Annotated in this window: 22 protein-coding genes; 12 read left to right on the top strand and 10 right to left on the bottom strand. The window is 67.8% G+C overall.

The window, feature by feature from the left end:
• Positions 1-3: 3 nt before the first annotated feature.
• The 5 genes from ABD116_RS04780 to ABD116_RS04760 are packed head-to-tail and all read right to left on the bottom strand — an operon-like array spanning position 4 to position 5555.
• Positions 4-990, bottom strand: coding sequence for an ABC transporter permease (locus ABD116_RS04780; protein WP_343965183.1), 987 nt, complete (start codon positions 988-990; stop codon positions 4-6).
• A complete protein-coding gene (locus ABD116_RS04775) occupies positions 990-2573 on the bottom strand; it encodes an ABC transporter substrate-binding protein (RefSeq protein WP_343965181.1) in 1584 nt (527 codons plus the stop codon). The genes ABD116_RS04780 and ABD116_RS04775 overlap by 1 nt, the downstream gene beginning before the upstream one ends.
• 29 nt (positions 2574-2602) lie before the next feature.
• Positions 2603-4042: an amidase gene (locus ABD116_RS04770; protein WP_343965179.1), complete on the bottom strand. Its 1440-nt coding sequence runs from the start codon at positions 4040-4042 to the stop codon at positions 2603-2605.
• Positions 4043-4051: 9 nt separating this feature from the next.
• On the bottom strand, positions 4052-4948 hold the full coding sequence (locus ABD116_RS04765) for an alpha/beta fold hydrolase (RefSeq protein ID WP_343965177.1): 897 nt from the start codon (positions 4946-4948) through the stop codon (positions 4052-4054).
• Between the two features lie 28 nt (positions 4949-4976).
• A complete protein-coding gene (locus tag ABD116_RS04760; RefSeq protein ID WP_343965176.1) occupies positions 4977-5555 on the bottom strand; it encodes a TetR/AcrR family transcriptional regulator in 579 nt (192 codons plus the stop codon).
• Between the two features lie 90 nt (positions 5556-5645).
• Here ABD116_RS04760 and ABD116_RS04755 point away from each other — a divergent pair, with 90 nt between their 5' ends.
• From ABD116_RS04755 to ABD116_RS04735, 5 genes are all read left to right on the top strand, one after another.
• Positions 5646-7190 (top strand): long-chain-fatty-acid--CoA ligase, encoded by a 1545-nt coding sequence (locus ABD116_RS04755; protein ID WP_343965174.1) that lies wholly within the window; start codon positions 5646-5648, stop codon positions 7188-7190.
• A 76-nt stretch (positions 7191-7266) separates the two neighbouring features.
• The gene (locus ABD116_RS04750; protein WP_343965172.1) at positions 7267-8841 is read left to right on the top strand and encodes a cellulose binding domain-containing protein; all 1575 of its coding nucleotides are present in this window, start codon (positions 7267-7269) and stop codon (positions 8839-8841) included.
• A 116-nt stretch (positions 8842-8957) separates the two neighbouring features.
• Entirely contained in the window at positions 8958-10400 is a 1443-nt protein-coding gene (locus ABD116_RS04745; protein ID WP_343965170.1) for a GntT/GntP/DsdX family permease, read from the top strand.
• A gap of 201 nt (positions 10401-10601) precedes the next feature.
• Complete coding sequence (locus ABD116_RS04740) at positions 10602-10955, top strand: SPW repeat protein (protein WP_343965168.1); 354 nt, start codon at positions 10602-10604, stop codon at positions 10953-10955.
• Between the two features lie 37 nt (positions 10956-10992).
• Entirely contained in the window at positions 10993-11634 is a 642-nt protein-coding gene (locus ABD116_RS04735; protein ID WP_343965167.1) for a TetR/AcrR family transcriptional regulator, read from the top strand.
• On the opposite strand, the gene ctaD is transcribed toward ABD116_RS04735, so the two are convergent.
• Positions 11607-13379, bottom strand: coding sequence for an aa3-type cytochrome oxidase subunit I (gene ctaD, locus ABD116_RS04730; protein ID WP_343965165.1), 1773 nt, complete (start codon positions 13377-13379; stop codon positions 11607-11609). The genes ABD116_RS04735 and ctaD overlap by 28 nt on opposite strands.
• A 239-nt stretch (positions 13380-13618) precedes the next feature.
• On the opposite strand from ctaD, the gene ABD116_RS04725 reads away from it, so the two are divergent.
• The 3 genes from ABD116_RS04725 (at position 13619) to ABD116_RS04715 (ending at position 16155) form a co-directional block, all read left to right on the top strand.
• Positions 13619-14713, top strand: a complete 1095-nt coding sequence (locus ABD116_RS04725) for an enolase C-terminal domain-like protein (RefSeq protein WP_343965164.1) — start codon at positions 13619-13621, stop codon at positions 14711-14713.
• 153 nt (positions 14714-14866) lie between these two features.
• Positions 14867-15340 carry a hypothetical protein gene (locus ABD116_RS04720; protein ID WP_343965163.1) on the top strand — a complete coding sequence of 158 codons (474 nt, stop codon included), beginning with the start codon at positions 14867-14869 and terminating at the stop codon, positions 15338-15340.
• A 5-nt stretch (positions 15341-15345) separates the two neighbouring features.
• On the top strand, positions 15346-16155 hold the full coding sequence (locus tag ABD116_RS04715; protein WP_343965162.1) for an alpha/beta fold hydrolase: 810 nt from the start codon (positions 15346-15348) through the stop codon (positions 16153-16155).
• Between the two features lie 56 nt (positions 16156-16211).
• Here the strand turns inward: ABD116_RS04715 and ABD116_RS04710 are convergent, their stop codons facing one another.
• Positions 16212-17162 (bottom strand): MBL fold metallo-hydrolase, encoded by a 951-nt coding sequence (locus tag ABD116_RS04710; RefSeq protein WP_343965161.1) that lies wholly within the window; start codon positions 17160-17162, stop codon positions 16212-16214.
• 73 nt (positions 17163-17235) lie between these two features.
• Between ABD116_RS04710 and ABD116_RS04705 the strand changes: the two genes are divergently transcribed.
• Positions 17236-19635, top strand: a complete 2400-nt coding sequence (locus ABD116_RS04705; protein ID WP_343965160.1) for a winged helix-turn-helix domain-containing protein — start codon at positions 17236-17238, stop codon at positions 19633-19635.
• 10 nt (positions 19636-19645) lie between these two features.
• On the opposite strand, the gene ABD116_RS04700 is transcribed toward ABD116_RS04705, so the two are convergent.
• On the bottom strand, positions 19646-20419 hold the full coding sequence (locus tag ABD116_RS04700) for an SDR family oxidoreductase (RefSeq protein ID WP_343965159.1): 774 nt from the start codon (positions 20417-20419) through the stop codon (positions 19646-19648).
• A 130-nt stretch (positions 20420-20549) separates the two neighbouring features.
• On the opposite strand from ABD116_RS04700, the gene ABD116_RS04695 reads away from it, so the two are divergent.
• On the top strand, positions 20550-21446 hold the full coding sequence (locus ABD116_RS04695) for an alpha/beta fold hydrolase (protein ID WP_343965157.1): 897 nt from the start codon (positions 20550-20552) through the stop codon (positions 21444-21446).
• Between the two features lie 97 nt (positions 21447-21543).
• On the opposite strand, the gene qcrB is transcribed toward ABD116_RS04695, so the two are convergent.
• Positions 21544-23148: a cytochrome bc1 complex cytochrome b subunit gene (gene qcrB / locus ABD116_RS04690; protein ID WP_343965155.1), complete on the bottom strand. Its 1605-nt coding sequence runs from the start codon at positions 23146-23148 to the stop codon at positions 21544-21546.
• 131 nt (positions 23149-23279) lie between these two features.
• On the bottom strand, positions 23280-25112 hold the full coding sequence (locus ABD116_RS04685; protein WP_343965154.1) for a glycoside hydrolase family 76 protein: 1833 nt from the start codon (positions 25110-25112) through the stop codon (positions 23280-23282).
• A 276-nt stretch (positions 25113-25388) separates the two neighbouring features.
• Between ABD116_RS04685 and ABD116_RS04680 the strand changes: the two genes are divergently transcribed.
• On the top strand, positions 25389-26204 hold the full coding sequence (locus ABD116_RS04680; RefSeq protein ID WP_343965152.1) for a sigma-70 family RNA polymerase sigma factor: 816 nt from the start codon (positions 25389-25391) through the stop codon (positions 26202-26204).
• Positions 26205-26247: 43 nt separating this feature from the next.
• Entirely contained in the window at positions 26248-26946 is a 699-nt protein-coding gene (locus ABD116_RS04675; RefSeq protein WP_343965150.1) for a GAF and ANTAR domain-containing protein, read from the top strand.
• Positions 26947-26961 lie beyond the last annotated feature (15 nt).

Here is a 26961-nt window from a genome sequence, read left to right as displayed (position 1 = left end):
GGCTCAGCTCTCCCTGATGGTGGATCGGGGATCTAGAACCGCGAGGGCGACGTCGACGAGGAGGTTCACGATCAGTACTCCGAGGCCGTACACGAGCACGATGGCCTGGACGACGGGGTAGTCCCTGGCCAGGATCGAGCTGACCATCGTGGTCCCGAGGCCCGGCCAGGCGAACACGTTCTCCACCAGGACCGTGCCGGCGACCATTACGCTCAGCAGGAGGCCGCCGAGGGTCAGCGTCGCCGTAAGGGTGTTCGGCAAGGCGTGCTTGAGGTAGACGGCGGCTGCGGGGAGACGCTTGGCCCGGGCGGTACGGACGTAGTCGGCCTGCAGTACGCCGAGCATCTCGACCCGCACGATCCGGCTGAGCACCGCGGCCGGGCCGATCGCCAGGGCGACCACCGGCAGCACATAGGACGCAGCCCCGGACCGACCCGCGACAGGAAGCCAGCCGAGGCTCACGCCGAAGACGTAGACCAGCCCGACCGCTACCAGGAACTCCGGCAGCGCGGCGAGCACGACGCTGATGCTGGTGAACGAGAGCTCGGCCCTGCGTGCCCGGCCGCCACGGGTCAGCACACCCATGAACACTCCGAGCGGGATCGAGACCGCCGCCGCCAGCAGAAACGCCAACACTGCGAGCGTGGCCGTGGTCGGCAGCCGCTGCCCGATCACCTGGGAGACCGGCAGGTTGGTCGTCAGAGCGGTGCCGAGGTCGCCGGTCAGCACGCCACGAACGTAGTGCACGTATTGCTCCCACAGTGGGTCGTTCAGCCCGAGAGCCTGCCGCTTGGCGGCGACCACCTCGGCCGTGGCAGTGGGGCCGAGCACGGTACGCACGGGATCGCCAGGCACGAGGTGGATCATCAGGAACGCCGCGGTCAGCAAGACCCAGACCGACACCACGATCCGCCCCAGCCGCCGCACCGCGAAGCGCACCCACGGGTTGTCGGCCAACGCGCCTGCGGGCACGGTCTCGAGGCTTGTCATCAGCTGGCCAGCATTCGGATGCTGGTCGGGACCAGGCCGCCGAGGTTCTCGAACTGCGCGCCCTTGCCGAAGGTCTGGATCACGTCGTTGGCGAACGGGACGACATCGACGTCACCGACGAGCTTCGCCTCGGCCTTCAGCCAGCTGTCACAGCTGTCCGTGCCCTGCAGCTTCGCCGCCGCAGCGGCCGCGGTGGAGTACGCCGCATTCTCGATGTGGCCGAAGTTCGTGCCGTTGGGCGGGACCGGGCCGGAGACGAAGGGCACGAGCTGGTCGGGTGAGCTCGCGCCGACGCCGACCCACGCGATGTCCCAGTCGCCGGTCCCGAACAGGGCGCCGTTGATCGCGGACGTGTCCTGCGGCTTCGAGGTGATCTTGACCCCGAGCTCCGTCCACGTCTTGGTGGCCAGCTCGGCGGCTGCCGAGATCCCGGTTCCGAACGCGGTGTTGAACGACAACGTGAGAGCCAGTGGCTTGCCTGCCTTCGCCCGTACGCCGTCAGCGCCGGCCACCCAACCGGCCTTGTCCAGCAGCTGCTTGGCCTTCTCCAGGTCGTGCCCGGGCAGAACGCTGCCGACCGAGTCGCCCTGGCAGGCCAGCGGTACGACGGACGAGAGCGTGGTCGGCGGCGTACCGGCGCCAGAGGTCAGTACCTTGGCCAGCTGGGTGAGGTCGACCGCGCGGGTCAATGCCTCCCGAACCGACTGATCGGCAGCTGGACGGCCGGGCGCTTGGTTGAACCACATCTCGCCGACGAGCAGCGGCATCTTCGCGGTGAACAGGTTCGCCGCCTGCAACCGCTTGACGTCCGGGCCGATCAGGGTGGCGGCGTTGAGACCACCCGAGAGCAGGAGGTTGGCGGCCGTCGTGGGGTTCGGGATGATCTTGGCGATCACCTTCTGCGGCAGGCCTTTGGTCGCCGTACTGAGTCCGTTCGGACCCCAGGTGTAGCCGTCCCGCTTGGTGAAGACGTACTGGTCGTTGGCGGCCACCGAGGTCAAGGTGTACGGACCCGTGCCGACCATGCCCTGCGCCAACGCCTTGCGGTCCTGCAGGCCCTTGCCGCAGACCATCGGGAGGTGCGCGAGACCGTTGAGGACGAACGAGCCGACTCGCGGCGCCGTCATCGTCACGGTGCCCACGGTGTCGTCCGCGGTCGCCTTGGTGCCGGCCGGGAGGTACACGCCGAGCAGGGGGCTCTTGTTCTTCGGGTCCGCGACCCAGGCGAGGTTCGTGGCCACGTTGGCCGCCGTGAACGGCGTACCGTCCGAGCAGGTGACGCCCTTCTTCAAGGTCAGCTTGACCTGGTTGCCCTCGACCGCCCACGCCGTCGCGAGGCCGGGCAGGATCTTGCCGTTGGCATCGATCTGGACCAGCGGGTCGTAGCCGAAGCGGCCGAGCTGCTGGACCCAGCTGTTGGCCGCGGCCTGCGGGTCGAGGTTGCCCGGATCGGCGTCGATGTTGAAGGTGAAGGTCGCGCCGTCGGTCAGCGCCTGGCTCTCGGCGGCGGGACTCGCGCCACCGCAGCCCGAGGCGACCAGCACCGCCGCGCAGACGGCAGCGGGTGCAGCAATTCTTCTCATGGTGTCTCCGTAGCGGGACAGGCTGGTCGTCACTGACTCCAGCAGGGTGGGTGTACGTCGTCCCACAGGGCGGCACTCTCGAGTTGCGCGGCCAGCGCGAGGAGCTCGAGATCGTGGCGAGGACGGCCGACGAGCTGGACGCCGTACGGCAGCCCGTCGTGATCGAGATGGGAAGGCAGCGCGACCGCGGGCTGGCCGGTCAGGTTGGCCCACGGCGTGTAGACCGACCACTCCAACATCAGGTCGATGATCGCTTCGACCCCGGCGGAGTCGAAGTGTCCGAGCGGGACCGGGGGACCGCTGGTCACCGGAGTGAGAGCGACGTCGGCCTGCTCGAAGACGGCAAGGTAGGAACTGGCCGACCGCGCCATGATCGCCTGCGTGGTCAGCACCTCGGCGCCGGACAGTTGCGCGCCGATGTCGTCGAGGAACAGCGTGTACGGCGTGAGCAGCCCTTTGCGATCCATGGGGACCAGGGACTCGACGACGAGGTTGACGAGGTAGCCGAAGTGCCTGCGCATCGCATCGCGGAGCTGCTCGTCCCAGATGGAGGGGAGCGGGACCTCCTGTACGTCGTGGCCCAGCTCTTCCAGTAGCGCGGCGGTCCGCTTCACGGCCCGGACCGTTTCCGGGTGCGGGCTGACACCGTCCAGCCCGGTCTCGGTCCAGACGGCAACGCGCAAGGGCCGCGGTGGCTGGGAGATGACGTCTGTGAACAGCTGCTCCGGTCGCCAGCCGTGCAGGTCTCCGCTCGACGGCTGGGCCATCACGTCGAGCAGGAGCGCGGCGTCCGCGACGGTCCTCGCCAGCGGGCCTTCGATCGTGGTCGGGAAGAAGGAGCCGGATGGGACGTTGGGGGTGACCAGGCCGAGGCTCGGCTTCATGCCGACGAGATGGCAGGTCGTGGCGGGCGTGCGGATCGAGCCGGCGCCGTCGCTGGCGTGCGCGACCGGTAGCAGTCCGGCCGCGACCGCTGCGGCCGCACCGCCACTCGAGCCGCTCGCGTAGCGCGTCAGGTCGTACGGCGTGACCGACGGCTTCGCTGTCACCGCGTTCTCGGTGTAGCAGGTGCTGCCGAACTCGGGGGTGTTGGTCTTGCCGAGGAGGATCGCGCCGGCCTGTCGCAACAGCCCGGTGGTCCAGCCGTTGACGTCGGGGACCGTGTCGGAGAGGGCGGCGGATCCGAAGGTCGTGCGTACCCCGGCGGTCGCGAAGAGATCCTTGATCCCCAGCGGCAGGCCGAGTAACGGCGACCACTCGCCTTCGGCGATTCGCTTGTCGGCTTGCGCGGCCTCCTCGATCGCGAGCTCCGCGGTGACGGTGGTGAACGCGCCGAGCTCGTCGTCGTGGTCGGCGATCCGGTCCAGGTAGTGGGCGGTCAGCTCGCGGGAGCTCAGCTCGCCGGCGCGGAGCGCGGCCAGTTGCGCCGTCGCGGTCAGGTCGTGCAGGGCGTCGGTCAACCCCTTCACCTCATTTCGCTACGGTGCGGAGTTGAATTGCTTGCGGGCAGTGGTCAGGACCTCGACGATCGCGGCGTGGGTCGCTGCCGGGTCTTCCTGCGGAATCAGGTGCCCGACGCCGTCGAGGATTTCCACCCGCCCGCTGGGGATCGCGGCCATCAACTCCCCGGCGGCTCGGTTGAAGGCCGGCCGGCGCTTCTTCATGCCTCGGTCGACGCGCCCTGCCTGCAAGCAGATCGTGGGCACGTCTGGCGTGCCGGCCGCTTCCAGCCGGCGCATGGTGTGGAGTGCCGGTACAACCTGCTGGGCCTCGCGGCGTCCGGCGCGCATGGCCCGTGGGTTCGCGTAGTCGCGGACGATGATCTCCCGCTCGGCCGGGCTGAGGTCGGGGGACCAGTGCGGCAGGGTCTGCTTGACGATCAGCCCTTTGCCGCCCAGCCGGGCGAGCAGTTCCAGCACGGCGAACGACCTCGCCAGCAGCTTGCCGTCGCCCTCGGGCATCACCTCGACGATCGTCGCGTCGACGAAGACGATGCCTGCGACGCGCTCGGGCTGACGTTCACAGAACAGCCGCAGGATCGGGCCGCCCCAGCTGTGCCCGACCAGGACCAGCGGCCCTGGTTCGTCGCGGAGCAGTACTTCGAGATCGTCGACGATCCGCTCGAGCGTGCGATCGGCAGGGTCGACATCGCTCCCGCCGTAGCCGGCGCGGTCGTACGACAGAGTGCGCGCGTGGGTGGCGAGCCGGCGTTGGGTGTGGACCCAGCTCGCGGCCGGCGCGCTCATACCGGCTTCGAACACCACGAGTGGGCCGTCGCCGGTGCCGGCCGTGATCGCCCGTAGACGGCGGCCGTCGGGAAGTACGGCGTACTGCTCGGTCAGCCCGTCGCCGGGGTGGAGATGCTCAGCAGGCATGGTGATCTGACCTCTCGATCGGTACGGCTCAACGGGGGAGCCGGGCTGTGTTGGTCAGCACCTGGTGGGCGACGGTGGCGACGGAGTCGAGGAATTCCGGAGTGAGCGGCTGGCGGGCCGCGATGCGGCGGTGCATCAACGGGCCTTCAACGAGATCCCCGGCGAGCGCGCGGTCCGTGGTGGCGGCGATCTCGCCGCGCTCGATGGCCCGGGCGAGCGCGCGGCCCAGCGGGACGCCACGCCCTTCGGCCATGGTCCGGAAGGCCAGCTCGGCATCGGGATCGCGCTGCAGGTCGGCGAGCAGGCCGACGACCCCGTCGATCCACGGCGCCGACCAGGACTTCGCGAACTCGCCGATGATCGCGCGCAGGTCGCTCAGCAACGAGCCGGTGTCCGGATCGATGATCGGGGGGAGGTGCTCGGTCAGCGTCTCGACGACCAGTTGCGCCTTGGTGGACCAGCGGCGGTAGACGTCTGTGCGGTGCGCGCCGGCCTGGTTGGCCACCTCGGCCAGAGTCAATGCGTCGTAGCCGCGCTCGGTCAGCAGCTCCCAGGTTGCCAGTAGCAACCGCTGTTCGAGTTCGGGGTTCCGGGGACGTCCTGCCATGGTTACACTCCATTACGCTACGCCGTGCAGTGGAATCACTGTAGGGGCTTCTGCCGCAGGGCGCAATGAATCTCTCCAGAGGAGCCTTCGATGTACCTGACCCAAGGGCTGCACCGAGCCGTCCAGCAGCAGCCGGACGCGGTGATGACGATCTGCGGCGAGCGACGGCGTACCTTCGCCGAGGTGGCCGAGCGGGTGTCCCGGCTGGCCGGTGCCCTGCAGGGGCTGGGCGTGCGGTCGCGCGACCGGGTGGGGATTCTCGCGCTCAATTCCGACCGGTACCACGAGTACCTGCTGGCCGTGCCGTGGGCCGGTGCTGTGCTCAACCCGGTCAACATCCGGTGGAGTCCGGCCGAGATCGCCTATTCGCTGGCGGACTGCGACACCCGGGTGCTCTTCGTCGACGAGGCCTTCGTGCCTTTGCTGCCGACGCTGTACTCGGCGGTGCCTGGCTTGCGTACGGTGATCTATCTGGGGGAGGGGCCTGCGCCGGACGGCACGCTGGACTACGAGTCGCTGATCGCGGGCGCGCAGCCGGTCGCCGACACGTGCCTCGGCGGCGATGCGCTGGCCGGCGTCTTCTACACGGGCGGTACGACCGGGTCACCCAAGGGCGTGATGCTCTCGCACACGAACCTGGCGACGTCGTGGCTCGGGTCAGCCGCGACCGGCTGCTTGCCGACTCGCGCGTCCCGGTCATTGCACTGCGCGCCGATGTTCCACCTGGCTGCCCTTGCGGTGTGGGGTTCGACGCTGCTGCTGGCTGGAAGCCATGTCTTCGTACCGAGCTTCAAGACCGAGAGCGTCTTCGAGGCGATCGCCGCTCATCGGGTCACCGACGTCCTCGTCGTACCGACGATGATCCAGTTGCTCGTCGATGATCCCCGGATCGGCGAGTACGACCTGACGAGCCTGCGTGCCGTCCTGTACGGCGCGTCGCCGATCCCGGCGGCGGTGCTGGAGCGGGCGATGCGCCGGCTCCCGGCTGCGACCTTCACGCAGGCCTACGGACTGACCGAGACCGCGCCGATCGTCACCGTCCTGACCCCGGACGACCACCGCAACGGCCTGCTCAGGTCGGCCGGCCAGGCCGCGCCGCACTCGGAGCTGCGGATCGTCGATGCCGACAGCAACCAGGTGCCCACGGCAACGATCGGGGAGATCACCGTTCGCGGCGACCACCTGATGGCCGGCTACTGGGGCAAGCCGGCCGAGACCGCCGCGGTGCTGCGCAACGGCTGGCTGCACACCGGCGATGCCGGCTATCTCGACGACCAGGGCTATCTCTACATCGTCGACCGCCTGAAGGACATGATCGTCACCGGCGGCGAGAACGTGTACTCGGCCGAGGTCGAGAACGCCATCGCACGCCACCCCGCGGTCGCCCAGTGCGCGGTCATCGGCGTCCCCGACACCGAGTGGGGCGAGCGCGTGCACGCCGTCGTCGTACCGGCACCCGGCCAAACCCCGACCCTCGAGGACCTGCGTGAACACACCAAGACCTTCATTGCCGGCTACAAGGCCCCCCGCAGCCTGGACCTCGTCGAAGCCCTCCCCGTCTCCGGCGCCGGCAAGATCCTCAAACGAGAACTCCGCAGGTCCTACTGGTCCGGCGACACCCGCCAGGTCCACTGAAGATCGAGGTATTGACTGGAAACAATCTTTATATATGGTTGCTTCTTAATAATTGAACAACTGCCCGGAGGCACCCATGATCCGCCCCAGATCACGTGTTCTGCTCGCTGTCTTCGCCCTCCTCGCTCTGCTGGTTCCGTTCACTGCCGCGCCCCCGGCGACAGCGGCGGGATCGGTCACCGCGGCCTACGCTCTGACCGGTGAATGGGACGGCAACTTCCAAGTCGCCTACACCGTCACCAACGGCACTGCCGCCACCATCAGCAGTTGGCGGGTCGAGTTCGATCTCGCGACCGGAACGAACATCACCAGCTCGTGGGATTCGGTCGTCACTCGGACCGGGAACCACATCGTGGCCGCCAACGCGAGCTGGAATGCGCCGCTTGCCGCTGGGCAGTCCGCCACCTTCGGGTTCATCGCCAAGGGACCCGCTCGTCCGACGAACTGCAGGGTGAACGGTGGGCTCTGCGCGGGCGGTGCGGGTGACACCAGCGCGCCGACCGCTCCGGCGAACTTCCGGGTCACTGGGACAAGTACCAGCACGGTGTCCTTGGCCTGGAACGCATCGACGGACAACATCGGCGTCACCGGGTACGACGTCTACTCGGGCAGCACGCAGCTGATCAGCACGGATCTGACCACCGGTACGGTCGGTGGACTCAACCCGGGAACGGCGTACACGTTCACAGTCAAGGCGCATGATGCCGCCGGGAACTCGTCGCCGGCCAGCAATACGGTCAGCGCGACGACGGTTTCCGGCCCGGCCGGGTCGCTGGTACCGGTCGCGCCGTACGTCGACATGGGCGCCTGGCCGACGCCGTCGCTCACCGCGATGGCCACCGCCGGCAATCTGCGCTCGTTCACGCTCGGCTTCATCACCGGCAGCGGTGGCTGCAAGGCGAGCTGGTTCGGGGCGTACGACCCCAGGACGGCCTGGAGCAAGGACCAGATCGACGCGATCCGGGCCCGCGGCGGCGACGTCAAGATCTCCTTCGGTGGTGCGGCCGGTAGCGAACTCGCCCAGGTCTGCCCGACCCCGCAGGCAACCGCAACGGAGTACCAGGCGGTCGTCGATGCGTACCAGCTGCGCTACCTGGACCTGGACATCGAAGGCGGCGCGGCCGCGGACCCGGTCTCGATCGCCCGCCGCTCGCAGGCGCTGTCCATCCTGCAGAGCAACCGGCCGGGGCTGAAGATCTCGCTGACGCTGCCGGTGCTGCCCGAAGGCCTCGACGGGAACGGTTTCGCCGTCCTGAAGTCGGCCCGCGACAACGGCATCAACCTCGACGTCGTGAACATCATGGCGATGGACTACAACCGCTCGTCCGGCAACTACGGTGACTTCGCCGTACAGGCCGCGCAGAGCACCTTCAGCCAGATCAAGTCGCTGTGGCCGTCCCTCACCGACGCCCAGGCCTGGCTCAAGGTCGGCGTCACCCCGATGCTCGGCCGCAACGACGACGGCGGCACGTTCAACCAGACCCACTCCACCCAACTGGTCGACTTCGCCCGCACCAAGCACCTCGGCATGCTCTCCTTCTGGGAGATGACCCGAGACCGCAACGCCTGCAACGGATCCCTCGTCAACTGCACCAACGTCCCGCAGACGCCGTACCAGTTCAGCCAGATCTTCGCCGGCTACACCGGCTGAGCCGAGCCGCTGTTGAGCGGGTTTGTCCACAGAGCTGCAACGACAAACCCGCTCACCGGGCGTAGCCTGCAGGAGCACCGGTTCGGCGCTGAGCGAGTAGCGGAGGTGGTGGCTTCATGCTGGCCCAACTGGCGACGGCCGATGTGAACGCACCCTGGAACGGGCACGACACCCGGGTCCTGATCGTCGCGGTCCTGGGGATCGCGTTGATCGTGCTGCTGATCGTGGGGGTCAAGCTGCACGCCTTCCTCGCGCTGACGATCGGTTCGCTGTTCGTCGGGCTGGCCTCGGGGATCGGGGCCGGTGGGGTGACGAAGTCGTTCGAGAACGGCGTCGGTGGTGTTCTCGGGTACGTCGGTGTGCTGATCGCGCTCGGCGCCATGCTCGGCAAGCTGCTCGCCGACTCCGGCGGCGCCGACAAGGTGGTGGACACCTTGCTCCGCGGCCGGGCCGCGACGCTGCCGTGGAAGATGGCACTGATCGCGGGGATCATCGGGATCCCGATGTTCTTCGAGATCGGGCTGGTCCTGTTGATCCCGATCGTGATGCTCGCCGTCCGGCGCTCGGGCGGGAAGGCCATGCTGCTGGGGATTCCTGCCCTGGCCGGTCTCTCGGTCCTGCACGGTTTCGTACCGCCGCACCCCGGTCCGCTGGCCGCGATCGGCATCCTGCACGGCAACGTCGGCATCACCTTGGCGCTCGGCCTGCTGGTCGCGATTCCCTCGGTCGCGGTGGCGGGTCCGCTGTTCGGCCGGTTCGCCGCCCAATGGGTGCCGATCGGTGCTTCCGGCGCTGCTCTCGCGGTGACCGGCGGGTCCGAGCGCGGCGACGGCGAGGTGCGGGACACCGGAGGAGCGGCGGCCGGCGGCGCGCAGGATCCGAACGCGACCCGCAGCCCCACCTTCACCTGGACGCTCATCACGGTGTTGTCGCCAGTGGTACTGATGCTGCTCAAGGCCGCCGCCGACGTCTGGATGAGCAAGGACGCGGCGCTGTTCCCCTTCCTCGAGTTCATCGGCGATCCGGTGGTGGCGTTGCTGATCGCCGTACTGCTGGCCATGTACACCTTCGGCACCGCGGTCGGTTTCAGTGTTTCCGTCCTGAGCAGGAAGATCGGTGAGAGCCTGTTCCCGATCGTCGGCGTGCTGCTGATCGTCGGCGCGGGCGGCGGCTTCAAGCAGGTCCTGGTCGACGGCGGGACCGGTACGGCGATCGCGAAGATCGCCGTGGCCGCCAGCTTGTCCGCCCTCGTGCTCGGCTGGATGGTCGCCGTCCTGATCCGGCTGGCCACCGGCTCCGCGACGGTCGCCACCGTGACGGCCGCCGGCATCGTGGCCCCACTCGCCGCCGGCCTGAGCGACCCGAACCTGTCGCTGGTCGTACTGGCCATCGGCGCCGGCTCGCTGTTCTTCTCCCACGTCAACGACGCCGGCTTCTGGCTCGTCAAGGAGTACTTCGGCCTGACGGTCGGCCAGACCATCAAGACCTGGTCCGTGATGGAGACCATCATCTCCGTCATGGGCCTCGGCCTGACCTTGCTCCTGTCCCTGGTCTTCTAGCCGGCCGACCGCGGCCGCGGCGCCAGGACGTCTGCCCTGGCTCGCCATACGTATGACGTTTGCCTCTGTTGCCGTATCTGTGACAGTGGGGCCGGCGGGTGCTGTCGTGTGCTTGACCGGGCGGTCAGTCAGGATGACACTGGGCTTGATCGGCCCGCCTACGGAGCGACGGACCCACAGGTGGAAAGGTGGTTGGTCCGGATGAAAAGATGGACCCACCCGCAGGACTTCATCGCATTGCTCGCAGGGATCTACGCCTTCTTGTCGCCGATCTGGACGACGACGACGAGCAAGGCCACCACGACGATGATCGTGCTCGGCATCCTGACCGCGGGGATCGCGGCCGTGGAGCTCGCCCGGCCGGACCTGTTGCCGGCCGAGGGCGCAACCGCGTTGCTGGGTGTGCTGTTCTTCATCTCGCCTTGGGTGATGGACTTCAGCGGAACTCATCCGATGGCCTGGACGGCCTGGATCGTCGGCGCCGTCGTCTTCTTGATCGGTGTGGCGGACCTGCAGATCACCAGATCGCACCGCGGGGCCGCCACCACATCCTGACGACACGTTTACCAGTCCGGCCCCGAGAGGATCTGCGATGGTCGGAGATCGGTCGGTGGGGCGTCGGTCTCGCCGGGTGGGCAAAGCCGCACCCGGTGAGACCGACGCGGCCCGGACGAGGATCCTCGACGCCGCCGAGGACCTGTTCGCCGAGGACGGTTTCGACGCCACCCCGACCAAGCTTCTGGCCGACCGGGCAGGAGTGGCGAAAGGGCTGTTGTTCTACTACTTCCCGAGGAAGCTGGACGTACTGCGGACGCTGTTCGCCGAGCGCCTGCCGTCGCACCCGTTGTGCGCGGTCGGTGGCTTGGCGGTTGCTGGTGACGTACCAGGCTCGCTTGTGCGGCTGGCCCGCGAGTTCGAGCACGGCCGGCAGAAGTCGCCGGTACTACGGACGATCCTGTTCCGTGAGGCGAACACCCATGTCGAGGTGCGGGGCCATCTGCATGGTCTGCACGCCGGGCTGATGGACCTGACCGAGCGGGTCCTCGACGCGGCCAGCCCGTTCGCGCTCGATCACCGGATGCGCCGCCAGGCCGCGGACACCTACGTGGCGGTCCTGCTGCACGAAGCCAATGCTCTGCGCTGTGACGGTCCGCTCCCGGACGTCAGTGCCGCGGCCGACATCGTCGCCCTCGCGCTGAGCAGCGGTCAGCCGTCGTTGGGCGGGGAGTCCTGATCGGCCCCGGTGTTGCGTTCCAGGTTCTCGACTCGGCCCTGGTCCTCACCGGCGTCCAGCAGGTCGTCCCGCCCGGCCCCGCTGTCCGGGTACTCCATCAACGCGACGGCCGGATGGTGCAGATCGAAGGCAGGACTCTCGGACCGGATCCGCGGTAGCTTCTCGAAGTTGTGTCGCGGGGGAGGGGAGCTGGTTGCCCACTCCAGCGAGCGGCCCCAGCCCCAGGGGTCGTCGACTCCGACGAGTGGCGACTTGCGCGACTTGTAGATGTTGTAGAAGAACGGCAACATCGACAGGCCCAGAAGCGCCGCGCCGACCGTCGATACCTGGTTCAGGGTGGTGAAGCCGTCGTCTGCCCTGTACGTCGCGTAGCGGCGCGGCATGCCCTCGACACCTAGCCAGTGCTGGACCAGGAAGGTTGTGTGGAAGCCGATGAACAGCAGCCAGAAGTGCAGCTTGCCGAGCTTCTCGTCGAGCATCCGGCCCGTGAACTTGGGCCACCAGAAGTAGAAGCCCGCGAACATCGCGAACACGACGGTGCCGAAGACGACGTAGTGGAAGTGCGCGACCACGAAGTACGAGTCGGACAGCTGGTAGTCCAGCGCGGGCGAGGCCAGGATGACGCCGGTCAGGCCGCCGAACAGGAAGGTCACCAGGAAGCCGACCGACCACAGCATCGGGGTGTCGAACGACACCGAGCCGCCCCACATGGTGCCGATCCAGTTGAAGAACTTCACCCCGGTCGGTACGGCGATCAGGAACGTCATGAAGGAGAAGAACGGGAGATTCACGCCGCCGGTGACGAACATGTGGTGGGCCCAGACGGCGATCGACAGGGCGCCGATGGACAGGGTGGCCGCCACCAGGCCGACGTACCCGAAGATGGGTTTGCGGCTGAAGACCGGCAGGATCTCGGTGATGATGCCGAAGAACGGCAGCGCGATGATGTAGACCTCGGGATGCCCGAAGAACCAGAACAGGTGTTGCCACAGCAACGGCCCGCCGTTCGCGGCGTCGAAGACGTGAGCCCCCAGGGCCCGATCCGCCTCCAGCATCAGCAGGGTTGCGGCGAGAATCGGGAAGGCGATCAGGACCAGGATCGAGGTCACCAGGATGTTCCAGGTGAAGATCGGCATCCGGAACATCGTCATACCGGGCGCCCGCATCGTGATGATCGTGGTGACGAAGTTGACCGCACCGAGGATGGTGCCCAGGCCGGCCATCCACAGGCCCATCACCCACAGGTCACCACCGACACCCGGTGAGCGCGTACCACCGGACAGTGGGGCATAGCCGGTCCAGCCGAAGTCCGCGGCCCCGCCGGGCGTCATGAAGCCGGACAGCGTGATCAGGCCGCCGAAGAGGAACAGCCAGTAGCTGAACATGTTGAGCCGTGGGAACGCGACGTCGGGGGCGCCGATCTGGACCGGCATGATCTCGTTGGCGAAGCCGACGAACAGCGGGGTCGCGAACAGCAGCAGCATGATCGTGCCGTGCATGGTGAAGAGCTGGTTGTAGACCTCTTCGTCGACGATCTGCAACCCCGGCTTGGCCAGCTCGGCCCGGATCAGCAGCGCCATCACGCCACCGATCAGGAAGAACGCGAACGAGGTCATCAGGTAGAGATGCCCGATCAGCTTGTGGTCGGTGGTGGACACCCACTTGCCGACCACACTGCCCAGGCTTCGTCTGCGCGGGAGCGTAGTCGTCGTCCCAGCGCCGATCCGTTCCACCAAGTCAGCCATCAACGTCTCCACTTGCACGATCCCTCCCAGCGCGCGAAGTGTCCAGTCGCAGCACGCAGGAAGACGGGACAGGTAGCAGCAGTGCTCCACCTGCCCGGCCCGTGGACGTGACAGCCGGCCTCGCTGAGAAGGTGATGAACCTGGTTAATCTCGAAAGAGGAGCCTGGTTTGTAGGCAAGATGGTGTCCTCTTGCTACCTTGACGACGCATTGATCTGATTCATTCGTCGGAAAGAGCTCATGAAGATCACCCATGTCGAGACCCATCGAGTCCGGATTCCCGCCGCGAGTCCGCCGTTCAGCTGGCGTGCGGGTCTCGGCGGGAGCGCGCCGGACGCCGACGGCGCCGTGCTCCGGATCGGTACCGACGAGGGCGCTGAGGGGGTGGCGCTGTTCGCCCGTCCCGGTGGCGCCGCGCAGCTGGAGGAGCTCGTCGATCGGGTGTTCCGGGACGAGCTGGTCGGCCAGGATCCGTACCAGCGGGAGTGGCTCTGGCACCGGATCTGGGAGCTCGACCGGATCGAGGAGCTCCCGCTGCCCACGCTCGGCCTGATCGACGTCGCGCTGTGGGATCTCGCCGGCCGCGTCGCCGGGCAGCCGGTCTGGCAGTTGCTCGGTGGTCACCGGCGCTCGATCCCGGCGTACGCGTCGACCTCGACCTTCGCCACGACCGCGGAGTTCCTCGATGTGGCGACCCAGTGCCTCGAGGCCGGGTACGCGGCGATCAAGTTGCACGCCTGGGGCGATGCACGTCGCGATGCGAAGTTGTGCGCGGCCCTGCGCGAACATGTCGGCGACGACGTGCCACTGATGTACGACGGCTCAGCCGGCTTCGACCTGCCCGATGCGATCCGGCTCGGCCGCGCACTCACGGACCTGGACTACCTCTGGTACGAGGAGCCGATGCGTGAGTTCAGCGTCACGGCGTACGGGCTCCTGGCTCGGTCGGTCGGCGTCCCGCTGCTGGTCGCCGAGACCTCGGACGGCGCGCATCTGAACGCCGCCGACTTCATCAACTCGGGCGCGGCGACCTTCGGCGTACGGGCGAGCACAACCCTGCGCGGCGGGATCACCGGAGCGATGCGGATCGCTCACCTGGCCGATGCCTATCGCCTCCGCGCCGAGGTCCACGGCTCCGACATCCCCAACCAGCACCTCTGCATGGCCATCTCGAACACCACGTACTACGAGTCGCTGGTGACCTCGACCGACGTCCGCCGCGAGGCCTGTGTCGATTCCGACGGACTGGTCCACGCACCCCTTGCGCCCGGCATCGCCCTGCCCGCGCACCTCGAATACCCGGCAGCACTCCGCCATCTCGTCGCCACGCCGTGACGACATCGATCCCCAAGGGCTGACGCCGCGCGGCCCTCGCGTCGGAACACGTGGGTAGCACCAGGGGAAGGCACTGGTGTGAGTGGTTCCCGGGCGACGAACAGTGGGGTCAGTGGATCCCGCCAGGGAATCCCTCGAGGAAACGGAACGTACATGTCCACCATCCATCTCACCGAGATCACCACCTCGACACCCGAGCAGTTCGTCGCCGGGCTGACCGACTTCGGGCCGGGCCGGTCGAAGCTGTTCGTCAACAGCTCCGACGACCACCTCTTGGTCCATGCCCAGGGCCCCGGGTACGCCGAGGTGACCGAAGGCAACGACAGCGCCTGGGAACGGCTGCGCTACGACTGGTCGAACCCGGACCACATCGTCCTCAAGACCATCGACTCCAACCTGTGGGGCGGAGCGTCCGGTCACACCTACACCCTGCGCCGCCGGACGGACGGCACGACCACGATCGACGCGTCGATCGTGCGCCAGGGCAAGAACTTCAAGGGCCGGATGCTCGGGATCGTGCTCGGCCTGTTCGGCAAGAGCGTGCTCGGCAAGCCGTTCCACGACTCCGTCAAGGCCATCGAGGCCCGCAACCTCCAAGCACCCACCACTGGCAACACAAAGGCGTGAACACGATGAACAAGCTGATCCAGTCCGTACGAAACCTGAGCCGCACCGTCGTCCTGACCGCACTCGGCGGCACCCTGCTGCTGGCCGGCACGACCACCGCACAAGCCACGATGGGAACACAAACCCCACCTAAACCGACGATCGTCCTGCTCCACGGGGCGTTCGCCGATGGGAGCAGCTGGTCGGAGGTGACGGGCCGGTTGCAGCGGGACGGCTATCAGGTCGTCGCTCCGGCCGTCCAGCTGCGAGGCATCGCAGCCGATACGTCGTACCTGAGCGGGGTACTGGCGACCATTCCCGGTCCTAAGGTTCTGGTCGGGCATTCGTACGGTGGCGCGCTCGTGAGTGAGCTGGCCGGTACCGAGGGCGTGAAGTCGCTCGTCTACGTCAACGCGTTCATTCCGCAGGCCGGTGAGACGCTGGGCGCGCTGAACTCGCAGTTCCCCGGCAGCGACCTGGGCTCGGCGACCACCCCGATCGCCTACCCCGGTGGACTCGATCTCGCGATCAAGCCCGACAACGCTCGCGCGGTCTTCGCCGCCGACCTCCCGGCCCGCCAGGCGTCCGCGTTCGTGGCCGCTCAGCGCCCGGTCGCCGCGGCTGCCTTCGGTGAGCCGATCGAGCGGACGGCCCCGGCGGCGCTGCCGAAGTACGCGGTCGTCTCGACCGGTGACCACGCGATCTCTCCGGCGGCCGAGCGCTTCATGGCCAACCGCGCCGGCGCGAGGATCGTCGAGGTCGACGGCGCCTCCCACCTGGTCATGCTCTCGCAACCCGACACGGTGACCAATGTGATCGAACGGGCCGCGCGCTGAGTGCGACGCCAGCCATCCCAGCAGGCCGGAGCCACCCGCTCCGGCCTGGCTCGCCCTCAGGGATGGATGTAGAGGCCTTCGCCGAGGTCCAGGCGCAGGGATTCGAGGATGACGAAGACGGTGCTGGTGATGAAGACGTCGGCGGCGCCGAGAACGCCGGAGTACTTCTCGACCACTGGCGCGGCGGCTTGGGCGGAGGCTGTGTCGAGGTAGGCCTTGACGGCCGCCCACACGTTGTCGCCGTACCTGGCGTAGAAGGGCATCGGGTCGACGGTGGCCAGCGCGGTGCGGACGTTGTCGACGATGTCGGCCAGGTAGTGCTGGTGCAGGGTGAGATCGTCGCGGGTGCCCAGCCGGCCCAGGTGGCCACCGATGAAGTGCTTCCACGGATAGTCGAGAGCGTTGTCCGGTGCGGCGATGGAGCCGGGTACGTCGACGTTGACGTTGAAGGCGGCGAACGACGCCCAGCCCGGAACCACCACGTCGATCAGCATCAGCGTCTCGTGGCCGGGCAGGTGGATGTAGATGTTGTCCGGCGTGTGGTTGGAACCGTGCCAGGCGAGATTGACGGTCTCGCCGCCGACCTCCAGAGCGTGCTTGGTGTCGAAGGTCAGGTCGGGCGCAGGCCGTGCAGGGTCGCCGGTCCGGGCCAGCAGCCGCTTGGTCTCGGCATGGCCGATCCGCACCACGTCCGGGCCGAACAGCGACGAGGCGCCGATATGGTCGGCGTGATGGTGTGAGTAGACGAGGTGGGTGACCTTGTTCGGAACGCCGTTCGCCGCCGCGATCTCGTCGATGGCGCGCTGCAGGTTGTGGCCGATGGTGGGTGGTGCGTCGAACAGGACGACACCGTCGGCGGTGGTCAGGAAGGCCGCCTGGTACCCGCCGTCGGTGACCCAGTAGAGATTCCTCTCCACCCGGCCGACGTAGTAGCCGTGTTCGTTGACTGCGGGGCCTGTTGCGGATTGCGGTACCGGAGCATATTCGGGCAGTTCGATAGTGGACATGAAGCCAGGATCGGCACGGATCAGGTGACCGGCCATCACCGGAATCAGGTGATCGGGCAACTATCATTGCGGTGTGCCTGCGCTGATCGACCGCCATGACCTGGTCGTCGCGCTGGATCGTGCGGCGGCCAAGCGGGTAACGATCATCTCGGCGCCGGCCGGGAGCGGCAAGACCTCGCTGCTGCGGCTTTGGGCCGGGCAGCAGCAGCGTCCGCTCGCGTTCGTGACGGTGCGGCCCGACCAGCGGTTCTGGTTCGACGTACTGTGCGGAATCCACGCGGCGTGTGGATCCGACCCGCCGGTCGCGACACCGGGCGGCGGCGAGCGCGAGAAGGCTCTGTCCGAGCTCGCGACGATCGAGGGATCGTTCGTGCTGGTCGTCGACGACGCGCACGAACTCGAATCGCCCGGCGAGTTGGCCACCCTGCTGAGTGAACTCCCGCCTCTCGCGCACGCGGTCGTCGCCACCCGCGGCGAGCTGCCGCTCCAGCTGCACAAGCTTCGGCTCGCCGGTGAGCTGGCCGAGATTCGCGGTCCGGAGCTGCGATTCACGGTCGAGGAGACCGGGAAGCTGGTCGCGGCGGCAGGTCTCGCGCTGTCCGGCCAGGCTGTCGAAGTACTGCAGCAGCGTACTGAAGGCTGGGCGGCCGGGCTGCGGCTAGCAGTCCTGTCGCTGGCTGGGAATCCGGATCCGGAACGATTCGTCGCCGAGTTCTCCGGCAGCGATCGGACCGTGGCCGAGTACCTGCTGGCCGAGATGCTGGAGCGGCAGAGCCCCGAGGTACAGAATCTGTTGTTGCGCACCTCGCTGCTGGACAAGGTCAACGGCGACCTGGCCGACGTGCTCACGGGCGGATCCGGTGCCGAGAGGGTCCTGCTGGAGCTGGAGCGGGCGAACGCCTTCGTCACGTCGCTGGACGTCGAGCGCACGTGGTTCCGCTACCACCAGATGTTCGCGGGCCTGTTGCGCCTGGAACTTCGGCGTACTCAGCCGGACAGCATCCCTGCTCTCCATCGGCTCGCTGCCCAGTGGTTCGCAGAACACGCTCAACCCGCCGCCGCGGTCCGGCATCTGCAGCGGGCAGGCGACTGGGCGGAGGCCGGGCGGCTGCTGACCGAGCGCGCGCTCAGTCTGACCCTCGATGGGGAGGCAGGGACGGTACGAACGCTCCTCCACGCCTTCCCGGCTCCCGGCGACTCTCTCGCGCTGGTCCATGCCATCGACGAACTGAACCGGATGCGGCTCGACGAAGCGGCAGCGCACCTCGAGACCGCTCGATCGGCCGGCGAGCATCCGATGGTCGTCGCCGTCCTGGATCTGCAACTCGCCAGGCTACGGGGCGAGTACGACCGTGTCGTTGCGCAGGACAACAACCTTCCGGACGCCGATCTGCGCGCTGTCCTGCTTCAGAACCTCGGTGCGACCGAGGCATGGTCGCGGCGGCCGGCAGACGCGGAGCGCCATCTGTCCGAGGGCGCGGTCCTCGCCCGCGATCTCAACCGCCCGTACCTCGAAGTGGCCTGCCTGGCCTATCTGAGCTTCGTGGCCACCCTTCGGTCCCTTCCGCTGGCCCGCCGGCATGCCGAGGACGCGATCGCGCTGGCGAACCGGCACGGGTTGGACGACGAACCGGTGGTTGCGCCTGCCTACGCCACGCTCGCCTGGGTCCTGGTGTGGACGGGGGAGTTCGACCATGCCGAACGCTGGCTGGATCGCGCCGTACGCACGGTCAGCGAACCCGGCATCCAGCTGCTCACGCATGTCGTCGCCGGGATGATCGCGGCCGCCCGTGAGCGTCACCAGGAGGCGCTGGCCGAGTTCGGCGAGGCGGGCGGCGACCACGCGTTCTCGGGTCAGGTGGCCGCCTGGACGATCGCCACGCTGGCCCGCGCCGGAATGTTCGACGAGGCACGGACGATGCTCGCCGCAACGGGTGACGTACGCACCGCCGCCGCAGCGATCCACCTGGCTGACCATGACGCGGCGGCCGCCCGCCGCGTACTCGAGTCCGACGCCGTTCTGGGGCTCGAGGGAAGCCTGATGATGGCGCTCGCCTGTTGCGACCTCGGCGACAAGGGCGCCGCCGTAGCCGCGATCGAGCACGCGCTCGACCTCGCCGAGCAGGATCGGCTGATCCTGCCGTTCGCGATGACCGGTGCGTGGCGGGTTTTGGAGGTTCTGCCGGCTTGGCAGACCCGGCACGCGGCGCTCGTGGCCGATGTCCTCGACGCTGTCCGCAGCGGTACGCCGCCGGCCCGTGGGCCGGTCGAAAGCCTCAGCCCTGGTGAGCTTCGGGTCCTCCGCTACCTGCCCACGAACCTGACCCGGCCGGAGATCGCCGCCGAACTGCTGCTCTCGCTGAACACTGTCAACACCCACATTCGCAGGATCTACGCCAAGCTCGGCGCCACGGATCGCAGTACCGCCGTCCAGCGCGGTCGCGAACTCAGTCTGATCTCCGGCACGCGTTGAGACCTGCGGCTCAGAGGCTGTGGACCAAGCCGCCGTCGCATCGGACGGCCGTTCCCGTCACGTACGACGACAGGTCGCTGCACAGGAAGGCGGCTACGGCAGCGAACTCGTGGACGGCGCCGAAGCGGCGCATCGGGACCTCGGCGGCCTCTTCGGCCTGGATCTCGGCTGCGGGCCGGCCCGTCCGGGCGGCCTTGGTTGCTTCGACGGCATCGCGGCGGGCGGTACGGAAGCCGCCGGCCAGTAGGAGGTTCACGGTGACGCCCTCGGGTGCGACCTGGGTTGCGAGGGTTTTGAGGTAGCCGGCGAGGGCGGGACGGGCGATGTTCGACAACGCCAGCGCGGGCAGGGGCTCCACGATGTTCGTGGCCGAGACTGCGAGGATCCTGCCCCAGCCGCGTTCGCGCATTCCGTCGAGTACGAGGGACACCAGTCGCTGCTGTGGCTGGATCACCGACGCCATCGCCGTACCGATGTCCTCCGTTGTGACGTCCAGGGCGGTGGCCGGCCTGGGGCCGGGACCGTTGAGGACCAGGATGTCCACCGATCCGAACGCCTCGGTGGCGGCCTGGATGATCTGTTCGGGGCCGCCGTCGCTCATCATGTCCACGCTGATACCGATTGCCGACGGCAACTGTGCGGCGATCGACCTGGCCAACTCCGCCCGGCGGCCGGTCACCACGACGTTCGCGCCTTCCGCGGCGAGCGCCCTGGCAACACCTTCGCCCAATCCGGAGGTGGACGCGCACACCACCGCGGTCCGGCCGGCAATCTTCAGATCCATGAACCTGCTCCTTCGATCGTGCGGGTTGGAGGCGAGAAACGCGGCGGGGAGAACAAGCCCGCTGTCACAAGCCGGCGGTCGGCTCGGTCATAGCTGAGTACTGGTCGTCTACGTAGTGGGAGTGATCTGTGTGACCGTGTTCGAGGACGAGTCGGTAGTGGAGGACGCCGCGCTGGCGTCGGCGCTGCCAGGCGACTTCCGTAGTGCCTTCGCCGAGGTGAACGGGACGACGTTGCACTACGTCGCCGGCGGCCAGGGTGAACCGCTGGTGCTGTTGCCTGGCTGGCCGGTGACGTGGCGGGAGTTCCGCCACGTGATGCCTCTGCTGGCCGAGCGGTACCGGGTGATCGCGGTCGATCTGCGGGGGATGAACCTGTCGGCCAAGCCGGACTCCGGCTACGACAAGCGGACGATGGCGCGCGACATCCTCGAGCTCGTTCACCACCTCGGCTACTCGAAGGCCGCCATCGCCGGGCACGACATCGGCTCGATGGTTGCCTTCAGCTACGCGGTCAATCATCCCGAGGCCGTCACCGAACTGGCCGTCATGGAGGTCGGCCATCCGGATCCCAGCCTGTACGAGCTGAAGCTGCTGCCGTCGGAGGGTGCGCCGAATCTGTGGTGGTTCCCGCTCAACCAGATCCGTGGTCTGCCCGAGCAGCTGCTGGCAGGACGGATGCGGTTCGTCGTCGACTACGTGTTCGACAGCCATCTCGTCGATCGGAGCAAGGTCGGCGAAGGCGATCGGCAGGCGTATGCCCGGGCCTACGACAGTGCAGATGCCATCCGGGCCGGGAACGGCTGGTTCCAGGCCTTCGACCAGGACGTTGCCGACTTCAGGACCTACGGCAAGGTGACGGTACCGATGCTCGGTCTCGCCTCGCCGGCGAACTTCGCGGGGATCCGGCAAACCTTGCCGCAGTCGGGTACTGACGTCCGGCTGGCGATGATCGACGGCTCCGGTCACTTCCTCCCGATCGAACAACCAGAGGCTGTGGCGCAGGCACTCATCGACTTCTTCGGCTGACAGTCCCAGGGTGCGCTTCCCCGCGTGTGCGTTCACACCTGCAAAGACAGAACACCACCACAACCTGTGACACCGTCGGCTCAGGGATCCTTGCCGGTCAGGTCTTGCCGGCCTTCTCCAGGCTGTTCGGTTCCGGGCGGCCGGGGTCCTCGGTGGTCGGTGTGTTGCCGGCGAAGTAGAAGCGGGAGAGGGCGGCGCGGATCCGGCGGCGATGGCGGTGCGGGCGGTCGACTCCGTTTGCGTCCGTGTCGTCGCCGCGGGCCACGGGGTGCCGGCTCTCGTGGGCGGTCAGTGCGTAGGCCTCGTACCGGGTGATGGGGTCGTGCTTCTCGTAGTACCGGCCGTCGGGGGAGCGGACGATGATGCCGGACTCGCGGCCGTGCAGCACGCGGTCGAGATCGGCGCGTTGCAGTGAGATGGCGATCCGGCGGGTGATCCAGAACGCCAGCACCGGGCCGAGGAAGATCAGCACGCGGCAGACCCAGGTGATCGTATTGATCGACAGCTGGAAGTGGGTTGCGACGAGGTCGTTGCCGCTGTTGAGCCACAGCACGCCGTAGAAGGTGATGATCGCGACACCGATGCCGGTGCGGGTCGGCTGGTTGCGTGGGCGGTCGAGCAGATGGTGTTCGCGGCGATCGCCGGTGACGAAGTTCTCGATGAACGGGTAGAGCGCGACGAACCCGATGAACAGCGGCGGCATCAGGAGCGCCGGTACTACGACGTTCCAGCTGATCGTGATGCCCCAGAAGTGCGATTCGACTCCGGGCATCAGGCGGACGGCGCCGTCGAGCCAGGCCATGTACCAGTCGGGCTGGGAACCGGCGGTGACCTCCGCGGGGTTGTACGGGCCGTACAGCCAGACCGGGTTGATCTGCAGCAGCGCGCCCATCATTGCGAGCACTCCGAAGACGACGAAGAAGAAGCCGCCGGCCTTGGCCATGTAGACCGGCATCAGCGGGTAGCCGACGACGTTCTTCTCGGTCCGGCCAGGCCCTGGGTACTGCGTGTGCTTGTGGTAGACGACGAGGATCAGGTGGACCGTGATCAGGCCGAGCAGGATGCCTGGGATCAGGAGCACGTGCACGGTGAAGAACCGGGAGACGAACTCGTCACCGGGGAACTGGCCGCCGAAGATGAAGAACGACATGTACGTGCCGACGACGGGAGCGGCGAGGACCAGCCCTTCGGTGATCCGCAGCCCGGTGCCGGACAGCAGGTCGTCGGGCAGGCCGTAGCCGATGAAGCCCTCGATGATGCCGAGGAACAGCATCACGATCCCGATCAGCCAGTTGAGCTCACGCGGCTTGCGGAACGCGCCGGTGAAGAAGACGCGCAGCAGGTGCACGCTCATCGAGGCGACGAAGAGCACTGCGGCCCAGTGGTGGATCTGCCGCATCAGCAGGCCGCCGCGGATGTCGAAGGAGATCCGCAGTGTCGACTCGTAGGCCTCGGACATGTGCAGGCCCTTGAGCAGGCTGTACGAGCCCTGGTAGGTGACGTCGGCCATCGACGGCTTGAACCACAGGGTGAGGAAGATGCCGGTCAGGATCAGGATGACGAAGCTGTAGAGCGCGATCTCGCCGAGCATGAAGGACCAGTGGTCGGGGAAGACCTTGCGCAGGTTCTTCTTGCCGAGCTTGGCGATCCCCGTCCGGTCGTCGACCCAGCGCACCGCGGTGGGCAGATCCTGTCCCGCCATCGTCACCTCGTCCGGAGACCGAATGAAACTTATGCGTAAGTTATGCACGCGGTCAGCCGGCCTGTAAAGGTTCAGGCGTGGCTTGCACAAGTTCGACGCGGTCTCGCTGCTGGATTCGCGGTCGTGCGAGTTCAGTCGTGGGTGGCTGTCACGTGGTAGACGCGGCCACCCCAGCCGTCGTCGGGGAACGAGTCGGAGATCCGGACGTAGGCTGCTTTGTCCGGGCCGAGATGAGCGCTGAGGTCGAACGTCCTGGCCAGCTTGTTCTCACCGTCGTGGAAGGGCTGTGTCTCGGTGGCCACCGTGGTCCACTGCTGCCCGTCGCCGCTGACCTGTACGACGAACTCGTTGTCGATCGTCAGTGTCGCGGAGGCCGTGGTGGTGTCGGCCGGGAACGGGAAGCGGTAGACGAAGTACGAGTGCCCGTCGGCGAACCGGTTCTGGACGCCGTTGCTCTGTGAGCCGTCCGCGTCCCACAGCCAGGGGGTCTCGGCCGCCGTACCGGTGTCGAAGTCGGCGGTGTTCGCGATCAGGATGTCGGCTCGGGTGCTGAACGACAGTTGTGAGCCGGAGGTCGCGGTCGCGCTCACCGGGTAGCGGCCGTCCGGCGTACCGGCGGGGATCGTCACATCGAGCTGGACCGACGAGTGCACCGGTACGGCGTTGCCGTGCGGGCGAAGGAGCACCGTCGAGCGTGGGGGAGTGACGGCCCATCCCGACGGGGCAGTTGCCCGTACGGCGACCTGGAGCGGCTCACGTCCCGTGGCCTGGACGTCGACTGTCAGCTTCACGTGGGTGGCGGCGCCGGTCGACGGCATCACCACCGGCAGGGCCGGATCGGTGGTGGCCGACAGCGACCGCGTCGGCGGCGTGGACGGCACGGCAGCGATCAGCGCGCTGAGGGCACTGGCCTGTGTCCGCCAGTCGAAGACGTTCGGCTCGGCGCCTGACCAGCGCTCGCCCAGCCGATCGGCGGCGTCGCGGTCGTTGCCCCAGACCGTTGCGGCCTGCTGAGCAACGAAAGCGGTGTAGCGGTGATCGTGCGTGGTGTCGGCGAGGTCCATCCAGTAGCGCATGAATATGCCCTTGAACTGCTTGCCGTTGTCGTCGCATGTGCGGCCGGGCGCATCGCAGTACTCCGTCAGGACGCCGTCGGTCACCAGTCCGCCGGGAGCGATGGCCGCGTCGGCCAAGCGTCGTACCGTGGTCAGCAGCTTCGGATCATGGGTCGCTCGCCACAGTTCGAGGCCGGCCCCGATGGCCAGGCCCTGGTTGTAGCTCCAGACGGTGTCGCCGTTGCTGCTGCAGTCGTCCCTCAAACCGTCGTTGACCAGGCCGGCGGAGTTGATCATGCCGCTGGCGGTGAACCAGTTCCAGCCCTCCTTCGCGCGACCGAGCCAGTGCTTGTCGCGCGGCAGGCGGTTGTGGAGTTCGGCGGTGAGGCGGATCCACAGGCCGTTGGTGACGGCGTTCTTGTAGGTACGTTCCCCGTTCCACCAGACGCCGCCGCCACAGGTGCTCGGGTCCCAGTAGCCCTCGACGTACTCGGCGATCGTGACCGCCATGTCGAGGTACTTGCGGTTCTTCGTCAGGTCGTACGCCTGGATCCAGGTCAGGCCCCACCACTCGGAGTCGTCGATGGCACGGCTGGTGAAGTTCCCGAGCAGCGGATCACCGGACAGGTACCCGGCCGGGAACACGCCCTTGTCCTTCTCGAAGGTGTTGTCCAGCTGAGGCAGGTAACGCCGGTCGCCGGTGCGCTCCATGTAGTCGCCGACGGTCTGCAAGGCAACCGCGGAATTCCACCAGCTCGACGGAAACCACGCCTTGACCGGCTCGTACGAACTCATCAGCTCGTCAGCGGCAACCCGGGCCCGAGCGGTCGCTGCCGGACCGTCGGAGGCGGGCGCGGCACCAGCGGCCGGCGCGGACAGCGCCGCTCCGGCCAGGACTGCTCCAGCCACCAGTATCTGCAAAGTTCGGGCAGCACGAATCACGGCGACGATCTCCTCGACTACTTCGGGGCGGCTCGGGCGGAAGAGGTTGGAAACGTTTCAGTCTCCGACCAGAAGTATCGTCGTCCCAGCAGACAACGCTGTCAATGCCCCGGAGTCACCTGTCCGCCGCCCTGTCCCGGGTGGCCGGCGCATGGTTTGGCAGGGAGCGGGTACGGAGGGTTTGCTGCTGACCGTGGTCCGGAGGTGGGCCACGCCGTGACGTTGTTCTGTCGCGAGGTCGAGATGAGTTTCTTTGTCAGTTCAGTGCCCACCCAGTGCTGGTCCGCCCGGGATCGCGCGGCGCGCGAGTCCGCGACGCAGGAGTTGTTCGAGCGGCGGGAGCGTAGTACCGGCGAAACCGAGCGGCAGCAGCTGCTCGAGGCGATCGTCGAGCTCAACATCGAGATGGCGCGGGGGATCGCGCAGCGGTTCCGGCACAAGGGTCCGGAGGTGGAAGACCTGGAGCAGGTCGCTTATCTGGGGCTGGTGAAGGCGGCGCACGGCTACCGGCTCGACGCCGATACGCCGTTCATCGGGTATGCGATTCCGACCATCCGGGGCGAGGTCAAGCGGTACTTCCGGGACTGCGCGTGGACGGTGCGGATTCCGCGCCGGCTGCAGGAGTTGCAGGGGATGATCGCGGCGAAGCTGCCGGACCTGGAGCAGGAGCTGGGGCGGGAGCCGAACTCGGCCGAGATCGCCGAGCGGCTGGGTGTGGAGGTTGAGGAGGTCGAGCGGGCAAGGGTCGCCCATGGCTGTTTCACGGTGCTGTCGCTGGATCGCCCGGAGACGGATGCCGGTCTGTCGCTGGCCGACGTGGTGGCCGCCGAGGACGACCGGGCGCTGGATCAGTTGGAGGCGATCGAGGTGCTCCGGCCGGTCTTGGCGGACCTGAGCGATCGGGATCGGGAGATCCTGCAGTTGCGATTCGTGGAAGGCCTGGCGCAGACCGACATCGGCGCTGAGCTGGGCGTCAGTCAGATGCAGGTCTCGCGTCTGCTCCGCCAGATCCTGGACAGCCTGAGGAACAAGCTCGCCCCGGTCCGGTCAGCCGCCTGATCGGCACCCGGTTCGGACCCGGTGACGCGGGTACCTGCGGTCTATGGATGACACGAAACTTCTGGAGGCAACGCGGCGACTGTCGAAGTCGCTGACAGCGGGCGACCTGGACCACACGCTGGGTCGCATCACGGCGGCGGCGGTCGAGGTGCTTCCGGAGGTGGAGTACGCCAGCATCACGGTGAAGCACAGCGACGGGCGGCTCGAGACCGCGGCGCCCACCGCCGACTTGTTGTGGGGCGTGGACGCCGCGCAGTACGAGCTTCAGGAGGGGCCGTGCTACGAGGCCGCGACCGACAGCGTGCACGTCCTGTCTCCCGACCTCGCCGCCGATCCGCGCTTTCCGCGCTACGCCGCGAGCGCGGTGGCCGCCGGGATCGTCGCGCAGGCGGGTCTGCGTCTGTTCGACGCGCCCCAATCGCAGGGGGCGCTGAATTTGTACTCGACGGTGGTCGGCTCGTTCGAGGATCTCGGCGCGATCGGGGCGCTGTTCACGCACCAGTCGGCGATGGCGATCGGCTATGCGCGCGAGATCGAGAACCTGCAGGACGCGCTGCGGACCCGGCGGACCATCGGTCAGGCGATCGGCATCTTGATGGAGCGTTACTCGCTGACCGATCAGCGTGCGTTCGCCTTCCTGGCCAGGCTGTCCCAGAACGGGAACGTCAAGCTCAACCGGATCTCCGAGGAGCTCGTCGCCGACGTGGAACGCCTCGGTGAAGAGCGTCTCAAGGCGGACTGAGATCTTGGCTCCGGG

It is taken from the genome of Kribbella koreensis, assembly GCF_039525325.1.
GTDB classification, from domain to species: Bacteria; Actinomycetota; Actinomycetes; order Propionibacteriales; family Kribbellaceae; genus Kribbella; species Kribbella koreensis.
This window is presented reverse-complemented; position numbering and strand designations above follow the sequence as displayed.

What these genes read in the sequence shown, in the direction of transcription:
- ABD116_RS04780 (WP_343965183.1), bottom strand. Translation starts at nt 990, where the DNA reads ATGACAAGCCTCGAGACCGTGCCCGCAGGCGCGTTGGCCGACAACCCG.
- ABD116_RS04775 (WP_343965181.1), bottom strand. Translation starts at nt 2,573, where the DNA reads ATGAGAAGAATTGCTGCACCCGCTGCCGTCTGCGCGGCGGTGCTGGTC.
- ABD116_RS04765 (WP_343965177.1), bottom strand. Translation starts at nt 4,948, where the DNA reads ATGCCTGCTGAGCATCTCCACCCCGGCGACGGGCTGACCGAGCAGTAC.
- ABD116_RS04760 (WP_343965176.1), bottom strand. Translation starts at nt 5,555, where the DNA reads ATGGCAGGACGTCCCCGGAACCCCGAACTCGAACAGCGGTTGCTACTG.
- ABD116_RS04755 (WP_343965174.1), top strand. Translation starts at nt 5,646, where the DNA reads ATGTACCTGACCCAAGGGCTGCACCGAGCCGTCCAGCAGCAGCCGGAC.
- ABD116_RS04750 (WP_343965172.1), top strand. Translation starts at nt 7,267, where the DNA reads ATGATCCGCCCCAGATCACGTGTTCTGCTCGCTGTCTTCGCCCTCCTC.
- ABD116_RS04745 (WP_343965170.1), top strand. Translation starts at nt 8,958, where the DNA reads ATGCTGGCCCAACTGGCGACGGCCGATGTGAACGCACCCTGGAACGGG.
- ABD116_RS04740 (WP_343965168.1), top strand. Translation starts at nt 10,602, where the DNA reads ATGAAAAGATGGACCCACCCGCAGGACTTCATCGCATTGCTCGCAGGG.
- ABD116_RS04735 (WP_343965167.1), top strand. Translation starts at nt 10,993, where the DNA reads ATGGTCGGAGATCGGTCGGTGGGGCGTCGGTCTCGCCGGGTGGGCAAA.
- ctaD (WP_343965165.1), bottom strand. Translation starts at nt 13,379, where the DNA reads ATGGCTGACTTGGTGGAACGGATCGGCGCTGGGACGACGACTACGCTC.
- ABD116_RS04725 (WP_343965164.1), top strand. Translation starts at nt 13,619, where the DNA reads ATGAAGATCACCCATGTCGAGACCCATCGAGTCCGGATTCCCGCCGCG.
- ABD116_RS04720 (WP_343965163.1), top strand. Translation starts at nt 14,867, where the DNA reads ATGTCCACCATCCATCTCACCGAGATCACCACCTCGACACCCGAGCAG.
- ABD116_RS04715 (WP_343965162.1), top strand. Translation starts at nt 15,346, where the DNA reads ATGAACAAGCTGATCCAGTCCGTACGAAACCTGAGCCGCACCGTCGTC.
- ABD116_RS04710 (WP_343965161.1), bottom strand. Translation starts at nt 17,162, where the DNA reads ATGTCCACTATCGAACTGCCCGAATATGCTCCGGTACCGCAATCCGCA.
- ABD116_RS04700 (WP_343965159.1), bottom strand. Translation starts at nt 20,419, where the DNA reads ATGGATCTGAAGATTGCCGGCCGGACCGCGGTGGTGTGCGCGTCCACC.
- qcrB (WP_343965155.1), bottom strand. Translation starts at nt 23,148, where the DNA reads ATGGCGGGACAGGATCTGCCCACCGCGGTGCGCTGGGTCGACGACCGG.
- ABD116_RS04680 (WP_343965152.1), top strand. Translation starts at nt 25,389, where the DNA reads ATGAGTTTCTTTGTCAGTTCAGTGCCCACCCAGTGCTGGTCCGCCCGG.
- ABD116_RS04675 (WP_343965150.1), top strand. Translation starts at nt 26,248, where the DNA reads ATGGATGACACGAAACTTCTGGAGGCAACGCGGCGACTGTCGAAGTCG.